This is a genomic window from Desulfobaculum sp. (assembly GCF_054921475.1).
The window spans coordinates 1-8,086 of record NZ_JBUDSW010000170.1 but is presented as its reverse complement, the minus strand read 5'-3'; the positions used below and the strand labels follow the sequence as shown (position 1 = coordinate 8,086).

General features: G+C 62.0%; 7 protein-coding genes and 1 pseudogene. 2 read left to right on the top strand and 6 right to left on the bottom strand.

Features of this window, described 5'->3' with window-relative positions:
* Positions 1 to 312: pseudogene (locus ACY69P_RS11370) on the bottom strand (indolepyruvate ferredoxin oxidoreductase subunit alpha); the annotation flags it as partial.
* Positions 313 to 370: 58 nt separating this feature from the next.
* Positions 371 to 1,042, bottom strand: a complete 672-nt coding sequence (locus tag ACY69P_RS11365; protein ID WP_462327550.1) for a tetratricopeptide repeat protein — start codon at positions 1,040 to 1,042, stop codon at positions 371 to 373.
* Between the two features lie 270 nt (positions 1,043 to 1,312).
* Here ACY69P_RS11365 and ACY69P_RS11360 point away from each other — a divergent pair, with 270 nt between their 5' ends.
* Together ACY69P_RS11360 and nadD are read left to right on the top strand one after the other, a co-directional pair.
* The gene (locus ACY69P_RS11360; protein ID WP_462327549.1) at positions 1,313 to 2,572 is read left to right on the top strand and encodes a glutamate-5-semialdehyde dehydrogenase; all 1,260 of its coding nucleotides are present in this window, start codon (positions 1,313 to 1,315) and stop codon (positions 2,570 to 2,572) included.
* The gene (nadD, locus tag ACY69P_RS11355; protein ID WP_462327548.1) at positions 2,573 to 3,232 is read left to right on the top strand and encodes a nicotinate (nicotinamide) nucleotide adenylyltransferase; all 660 of its coding nucleotides are present in this window, start codon (positions 2,573 to 2,575) and stop codon (positions 3,230 to 3,232) included.
* A 167-nt stretch (positions 3,233 to 3,399) separates the two neighbouring features.
* On the opposite strand, the gene ACY69P_RS11350 is transcribed toward nadD, so the two are convergent.
* From ACY69P_RS11350 to hcp, 4 genes are all read right to left on the bottom strand, one after another.
* Entirely contained in the window at positions 3,400 to 4,158 is a 759-nt protein-coding gene (locus ACY69P_RS11350) for an ATP-binding protein (RefSeq protein WP_462327547.1), read from the bottom strand.
* A 194-nt stretch (positions 4,159 to 4,352) separates the two neighbouring features.
* The gene (locus tag ACY69P_RS11345; RefSeq protein WP_462327546.1) at positions 4,353 to 5,741 is read right to left on the bottom strand and encodes a multiheme c-type cytochrome; all 1,389 of its coding nucleotides are present in this window, start codon (positions 5,739 to 5,741) and stop codon (positions 4,353 to 4,355) included.
* 43 nt (positions 5,742 to 5,784) lie between these two features.
* Complete coding sequence (locus ACY69P_RS11340) at positions 5,785 to 6,342, bottom strand: cytochrome c3 family protein (RefSeq protein WP_459898456.1); 558 nt, start codon at positions 6,340 to 6,342, stop codon at positions 5,785 to 5,787.
* 174 nt (positions 6,343 to 6,516) lie between these two features.
* The coding region (gene hcp, locus ACY69P_RS11335) for a hydroxylamine reductase (RefSeq protein WP_462327545.1) at positions 6,517 to 8,086 on the bottom strand (1,570 nt) is incomplete at its 5' end.

Here is an 8,086-nt window from a genome sequence, read left to right as displayed (position 1 = left end):
GTATGAGAGCGACATCAAACTGTCGGCAGCGACGTTGACGCCCACGTGCTTCATGGTCACGAGGGTCGGCGCGCCGGCAAGGGCTGCGCCGCCGCCGACTTCCAGAGCCACTTTTTCGTTAACGGAGTACTCGAAGGTGAAATCCCCGTCCGGGGCGAGCCGGTAGAAGGTATCCGGCACCTCGGAGGACGGCGTGCCCGGGTAGCAGCTGACGAAAGCGACACCTGCTTCAAGGGCGCCGCGCACGATGGCTTCGTTGCCCAAGAGCAGATGCCGCTGTCCGCCGTCCGAATTCAGAAGCGGATGAGACATGTTACAGATTCTCCCTATGCATAGTGTATCGAAAAAACCTTCGGGGTGTTGCGGACCCTTAGGAGTTTGTGGACAGTGCGGCCTTCAGCTCGGCAACTTTGCCTTCGATGAAGCCCTTGTTGCGGGGGGACGCCTCGGCGAGTAGTTCCTCATAGGCGGCAAGGGCGGACTTGAGGTCGCCGATGCTTTCGGAGAGGCTGGCCTTCTCGCGCAGGATGATGGAGGCAAAGGACTCGGGAGCCGTGGCCTTTGCGCCGTCCAAAATGGCGATGGCGTCTTCGGTGCGGTCCAGCTTGGTCAGCTCGTTGGCCTGCGCGATGGCGGCGACGGTGGACAGGCCATTGCCTGCCTTGGCAATCTTGCCAAGCTCTTCGGCGGCGCGCTCATGCTGGCCGGACTCGGACAGTGCGCCAGCCAGTTCCAGGCGGATGCCGGTGTGCATGCCCTCGGGGGCGGTGCTTTCAAAGTTCACCAGCGCTTCAACGCGCTCGGCAGCGGGCTGGGCGATGATGGATGCCAGCTGTGCTTCGGCCTCGGCGCGCTTTCCTTCCTGCACGTGCTTGTAGATGGCGGTGCCACCCACGGCGAGGATGAGGACCGCGATGCCGGCAAGGATGAACCGGATGTTATCGACGATGGCTTGAAGTACGGGATGCAGCGCCTCAGGGGCATTTTCAAGAAGTTCTTCGGCAGTTGCGCCCTGCGGTGTGCTTGGTGCGTTGTCCGTCATTGTGGTCTATCCTCCATTACGTACGTATTGACTTGCTTGCTGGATTTCGCAAAAAAACAAAGCGACCCCGATGAAAGGGACTGTATTTTTACTGATGGTTTACAGAAATGTCAAAAGAAGTCTACTGGGTTTTGCGTCATTTTTGTTGTACCCCTTTTTGATTGGATTTCAAGGAGTTTTCACGACTTACGCTCGGCAGCGCCACGAGGGTGCGTTTTTTGACCCGAAGCCTGACCGTGTTGCCGCTGCCTGCGGCTCAAGGAGATGCATATGGGAACCAGTGAACTGATGGAAGGCCTCGGACGCAGCGCCAAGCAGGCCGCCCGCCGTATGGCTGTGGCGTCCGCCGCAGACAAGGTGGCCGTGCTTGAGCGCCTTGCCGCCCTGCTTGAACAGGAAGGCGACGCCATTGCCGCCGCCAACGGCAAGGACCTTGCCGCCGCCGAGGCCGCGGGCATGGATGCCCCGCGTATGGACCGCCTGCGCCTGACGCCGCAGGTCATCGCCACCATGGCCGAGGCCTGCCGCATTGTTGCCGCGCAAAATGACCCGGTGGGCGAAATTGAGCGCATGTGGCAGCGCCCCAACGGCTTGCAGGTGGGCAAGATGCGCATCCCCCTCGGGGTTGTGGCCATGATTTTCGAGTCCCGTCCCAACGTCACTGTGGATTCCGCCATTCTCTGCCTGAAGGCAGGCAACGCCGCCATTCTGCGCGGCGGCAAGGAAGCCTACCACTCCAATCAGTTTCTGGCGTCCCTCATCCACCGGGCGCTGGAGGAGCGCGGCTTGCCCGCCGAAGCCGTGCAGGTGGTCCCCACCACGGACCGTGAGGCCGTCACCGCCCTGTGTAAGCTGGACGAGTATGTGGACGTTATCATCCCGCGTGGCGGGGAGGGCCTTATCCGCGCTGTTGTGGCCGAAGCCACCATGCCCGTGCTGAAGCACTACAAGGGCGTGTGCCACGCCTACGTGGACAGCGGCGCCGATGTGGACCGCGCCGTGAACGTCATCCACAACGCCAAAGTCTCCCGCCCCGGCGTTTGCAACGCCCTTGAGTGCGTTCTGGTGCACGCTTCCATGGCCGAGGCCGTGTTGCCCCGCATTGGCGAGCGTCTTGCGGCCGATGGTGTGCATTTCCGCGCTTGCACGCGTGCGTTGCCGCTTCTTGGAGCCATGGCCGTTCCGGCCGCAGACGATGACTGGGGGCAGGAATTCCACGCCCTTGTTCTTGCCGTGAAGGTCGTCGATTCCATGGACGAGGCGCTGGACCACATTGCCGCGCACGGCTCCAACCACACCGAAATCATTTTGACGCAGGATCACGACCGCGCCATGCGCTTTCTGCGCGAGGCCGATGCCTCCATGGTGGCGGTCAACGCCTCCAGCCGCTTTAACGACGGCGGCGAGCTTGGCCTTGGCGCTGAAATCGGCATCAGCACCTCAAAGCTGCATTCCTACGGCCCCATGGGCGTGACGGAGCTTACCAGTTCCAAGTATGTCGTGCTGGGCGCAGGGCAGGTGAGGGAATAGATGGCCTGTGTCGGACTGCTGGGCGGGTGTTTCAACCCCATCCACAACGGGCACGTGCGTCTTGCTCTGGAGATGCTGGAACAGCTGGGGCTGGGCCGCGTGGAACTCATGCCCGCCGCCGTGCCGCCCCACAAGCCCGGCGAAGGCATGCTGAGCTTTGCCCGGCGTGTCGAGATGGTGCGCGCCGCCGTAGACGGCATTGATGGGCTGGGCGTCAACTGTATAGAAGCCAAGCGCCCCGGCCCGTCCTACACCGTGGATACGCTGCATCTCTTGCGCGGCATGCGCCCCGAGGATGATTTTTGGTTCATTCTCGGCGCCAGCGACTTGCGCGTGCTGCCCAACTGGGAGCGTGGGATGGAGATTCCGGCGCTGGCGCATTTGGCTGTCTCCAACCGTGTGGAGGACGACCTAGAGGACGTCCGCGCCTTTGTGGGCAGCGCGTGGCCGGACGCCATTGAGGACGCCACAGGCGCGTGGCGGTTTGCCGGGGGGCGGACCTTGTCCTTTGCCAACGTGCCACGGCTGGACATCAGTTCGTCGCAGGTTCGCGAAAAGTGGTGCGCCGGCCGCTGCGTGCGCGCCCTCGTCCCGGATGGCGTGGAGCAGTTGATGCGGACGCATGCCGGGGAGTTGAGCGGTGTGTGGGGGTGCGGGTAGGTTGGCCGTGGAGGTGTTGGGGCTGGGCGTGGAGGTGCTGCGCCATGGTTCAATACCTCCGGTGGCTTAAGGATTTCATCCTTAAGAATCCTTATGTCTGGGGAGGAAAAAGGACGCCCCCGCTCACGGGGAGTGAGCGGGGGCGGTGTGTGCGGGGGGAAAAGGAATTAGGTGGATTCGATGACGTCGCCGGTTCGGGTGACCGTGACCTCGTTATAGACCACGCCGCTGCCGGACATGGCGATGCCATCCTTTACGGCGCGTGGCAGGCCCTGGCAGCACGGCACTTCCATGCGCACAACCGTCACGCTGCGTACCCGCGCCGTGGAGAATATTTCGGCGAAGCGCTGGGCGTATTGCGCGTCGTCAAACTTGGGGCAGCCGATGAGGACAACCTTGCCGCGCACGTAGCGGTCGTGAAAGTTCGGCATGGCGACCGGGGCGCAGTCCGCCGCCACCACAAGGTCCGCGTCGTTCAGGAACGGCGCATGGGGCGGCACAAGGCGAATCTGCACAGGCCAGTGGGAGAGCTGGCTTTCTGGCGTATCCGTACTGGCCGGAGCGGCGGAAGAAGGCGTCATGTGCTGGAGCGCCGCGCCGGGGCAACCGCCAGCGGGCTTCAGGGTTTGCATAGCGCTCCCCGGACAGCCGCAGGCGAGGGGGGATTCCTGCTCCTTGGTGCGGGCCACATGGGCCATGGCGGCTTCCTCGTCAAAGGGGTCGGCCTCGCGCTCCACAATGTGCAGGGCGTCCTGCGGGCACTCGCCAAGGCATGCGCCAAGGCCGTCGCAGTACATATCCTTCACCACCTTGGCCTTGCCATCCACGATGGCCAGCGCGCCTTCCGCGCAGGACGGGATGCACTGCCCGCATCCATCACACAGGGATTCGTCTATTTCAATAATCTTTCGGATGATCTTCCTCATGGTCTATTCCTCCTCGCCGCATCCGGCGCACATTTTCGCTGGTTCGTGGACGGGCCTTTCGCCCGCCGTGTGAGCCCATAGTGCCCGCAGTGGTCCCCCGCCGCCTTGACGCATGTCAAACAGGGGCGACAGAGGCGAAAAAAAGCCCCCCTTCCGCCACCGGCGAAAGGGGGGCCAGTACCGCAAATGCGGTGTTAGTTCTTGTTGAAGATTTCGGGCGGCCGCGTGGTGTCGCCGCCGGTGTTCGGGAACGTGGGATACACGTACGCCTTCTCGCCGGTGTCGATGAGGTGGTTGGCCCCTTCCATAAACCGGTTGAAGCGGTGCTTGCACTCATAGAACCCGTGCCACCATGCGTAGTCCGGGGCCATCATGCCAGCGCCCATGCGCGCTCTGCGGCCCTCGTGGTGCCACAGTTCATAGTATTCCACTTCCAGCTCTTCGTCGAAGAAGGTCTCCTTGCTCAGCAGACCCTTTTCGTACAGCTTGTCCAGCATGGCCTTGGCGGGCTTGAAGTAGGCTTCGTTGTATTCCTCGACGGCCTTGTCGAAGTCCACATAGAAGTCGTTCACCCACTTTTCGCCGTGGCACTGCTGACAGATTTGGCTCATCTTGTCGCGCTCGGTCTTCCAGTCCGTCTTGGCCGGGAAGGGCTTAAAGTCCTGCGGGCGCACCGTCAGCGGGGCCTGCGTCTCCCACGACAGCCGTTCGGTCACGTCGTGGCTGGTCTTCACATTGCCCGAGCCGGACATATGGCACGACGCACACGTCGGGCCGCGGTAATCCACGCCGGGTGTCCACGTACCGGGGGCGGAATCCCATGTGTATTCGTCGCCGAAGGTGTTGTAGATGTCGCCGTGCTTGGATTCCGTGTAGATTTCAATCTGCGGATGGTCCGGGCCAAGGTGGCACTGACCGCAGGCTTCCGGCTTGCGCGCCTCCATCACGGAGAAGCGGTGGCGCGTATGACAGCTGGTGCAGCTGCCAAGGGAGCCGTCCATATTCACGCGGCCAACGCCAACGTTGGGCCACGTGGCCGGGTCCAGCTTGCCGTCCTTCATCTTGAGCACGGTGCCGTGGCAGTAATAACAGCCCGTCTTGCGCTCGTTGTCGGAGTTCATGCCCTTGTTCAGCCACGGGTCCAGCTTCCACATGATTTCCACAGTGTTGGCGTGCTTGGAGCGGCTGTACTGCTTCACCTCGTCAGGATGGCAGCGCGAACAGTCCTTAGGCGTCACCACACCGGCGACGGGCACGCGGTATTCCCTGCGGCCCCAAGGTGAATCGCTGTTTTCGTACTGTTTGAAGTGCTCCTGACTGATGTCCTTGTCCACAGGGTCGGCAAGGTGGCAGTCCAGACAGGTAATGCCCGCGTTCGCATGGCGGCTGCGCGCCCAGTCCGCAAACAGGCCCGGGTGCTCCACCTTGTGGCACTCAATGCAGGCTTCGGCCTGCTTGGGCATGCTGCGCTCCAACCGGAATTCGCGCGCTTTTGGAAAATTCTGCGCCCACGCCGCAATGGCGAAGCCCCCCACAAGCGCGGCGGCCACGACGACGGTTCCCCATACTCTTCGTGTGTTCATAGCTCCTCCGTCAGCTGGGTCCGAATAGCATCCACATCCTCATCTACAACCCGGCCAATGAGGCATCGGGCCGCAATTGCTTAAAGTCATAGAATGGCCGCTCGTTATGGACCAAGTCTCTATGACAATCGACGCACTTCTTCTCGTAGCCCGGGCGCGCGTAGAGCACCGTCCGGTGCGCCAACATGGCCCCGCGCTTGTCCGGAATATACAGAATATTGCGGTGGCACTTCTGGCACTGGGCGTTCTTGAAGGATTTGTAGGCCTTTTCGCGCTGCACGGCGTTGTCGTAGGCCTCCGAGCCTTTGACAAAGTGCAGCACCACGTCGCGGATGCCGTGGGCCGTTTTCATGTAGAAAAAGTTCACGGTGTCCTGCGGGGCGGGGAGGTGGCAGTCCATACAGTCCGCCACGGCCCCCTGGCCGTTGTTCACGTGGCTTGAGGTCCGCCATGTATTGTAGGCAAATTCGATTTCATGACAGGATGCACAGAATTGAGGCGTGGAGGTTCTGACCATTGTATAATACGTCAGACTAAAGATCGGAAATGAGATAAGGACACCAAAAACGACCCAAAGCGTCGGCTTTGTCCACTTTCTCATGGATACACTCCCTGAGATATATTCATTCCTTCCCTATAAAAAACACACTGTATACCGTTATACATATCAAAATACCTCCCGGCCACCCTTTTGCAGACTTTTTCTCACCACAACGCAAAACGGCCCCGCACAAGGTGTGCGGGGCCGCGGTATTCATGCTGGAAAGGGCCGTGATTAGCCGAGAATGGCCTTCAGGTCCTCATCCGGGGTGGCGATGGGCTTGATGTCGTAATTCTCCACCAGAACGTTCAGCACGTTGGGGGTCAGGAATTCCGGCAGCGTCGGGCCAAGGCGAATATCCTTCACGCCAAGGTACAGAAGCGTCAGCAGGATGGCCACGGCCTTCTGCTCGTACCACGACAGCACCATGGACAGCGGCAGGTCGTTCACACCGCAGTCAAAGGCCTCGGCAAGGGCGGTGGCGATGCGGATGGCGGAGTAGGCGTCGTTGCACTGCCCCACGTCCAGCAGGCGCGGAATGCCGCCGATGTCGCCCAGCTGCTTGTCGAAGAAGCGGAACTTGCCGCAGGCAAGGGTCAGCACCACGCAATCGTTTGGCACCTTTTCCACGAACTCGGTGTAGTAGTTGCGTCCGGGCTTGGCGCCGTCGCAGCCTGCCACGAGGAAGAAGTGACGGATGTCGCCACTTTTCACGGCGCTGATGACGGTGTCCGCCACGCCCATGACGGCGTTGCGGGCAAAGCCGGTCATCACCGCGCCCTTGTCTTCCTCAGCGGCAAAGCCGTCCATAGCCAGCGCCTTGTCAATCACGGGCCCAAAGTCGCCGTTGGTGACGTGCTGGGCACCGGGCCAGCCCACAAGGCCGGTGGTGTAGATATTGTCCATGTAGCTGGGCATGGGCTTCTGGATGCAGTTGGTGGTCATGAGAATAGCGCCGGGGAAGTCCGCAAACTCGCGCTGCTGGTTCTGCCACGCCGTGCCGTAGTGGCCGTAGAAATGCGGGTACTTCTTCAACTCGGGGTAGCCGTGACAGGGCAGCATTTCACCGTGGGTGTACACGCTGATGCCCTTGCCCTCGGTCTGCTCCAGAATATCGCGCAGGTCCTTGAGGTCATGACCGGAGACGAGGATGGCCTTGCCCGCACGGTGGCCCAGCGGCACGCTGGTGGGCACGGGGTGGCCGTAGGTGGAGGTGTTCGCATCGTCCAGCAGTTCCATGACCGCAAGGTTCACTTCGCCGGTCTTGAGGGTAAGGCCCACCCAGGCGTTCAGGTCAAGGTCCTGATAGATGGCGGCCAGCCCCTCATGCAGGAAGGCGTAGACTTCGTCACTTTCCTTGCCGAGGATGCGGGCGTGGTCGGCGTAGGCGGCAACGCCGCGCAGGCCAAAGAGCACCGTATGCTGCAGGGAGCGGATGTCGTCGTTTTCGGCGTGGTCCACGGTCAGCCCGCAGCGCTCGCCCTCTTCGGACAGGTCCGCACCGGCGCGGGGGGTGAAGGTCACGGCCCCTTCGGTGTACTGGGCGCGGCCACCGGCGGCGGCGACCTTTTCAATAAGGCCCTCACGCAGGCGGACGGCCTCGGGGATAAGCCTGTCAAACCGCGCGGGGTCAAAATTCACGTTGGTCAGGGTAGAGAACAGCCCGCTGGCCACGAAACGGTCGGCGTCAATATCCGTGACGCCCACGCGCCGACCCTCCACTGCAACCACGGCAATGCCGCGGAGCAGGTAGGTCAGCAGGTCCTGCAGGGCCGCAACGTCCGGCTGCTTGCCGCAGACGCCA

Coding starts and splice junctions, on each gene's coding strand:
- ACY69P_RS11365 (WP_462327550.1), bottom strand. CDS start 1,042: ATGACGGACAACGCACCAAGCACACCGCAGGGCGCAACTGCCGAAGAA.
- ACY69P_RS11360 (WP_462327549.1), top strand. CDS start 1,313: ATGGGAACCAGTGAACTGATGGAAGGCCTCGGACGCAGCGCCAAGCAG.
- nadD (WP_462327548.1), top strand. CDS start 2,573: ATGGCCTGTGTCGGACTGCTGGGCGGGTGTTTCAACCCCATCCACAAC.
- ACY69P_RS11350 (WP_462327547.1), bottom strand. CDS start 4,158: ATGAGGAAGATCATCCGAAAGATTATTGAAATAGACGAATCCCTGTGT.
- ACY69P_RS11345 (WP_462327546.1), bottom strand. CDS start 5,741: ATGAACACACGAAGAGTATGGGGAACCGTCGTCGTGGCCGCCGCGCTT.
- ACY69P_RS11340 (WP_459898456.1), bottom strand. CDS start 6,342: ATGAGAAAGTGGACAAAGCCGACGCTTTGGGTCGTTTTTGGTGTCCTT.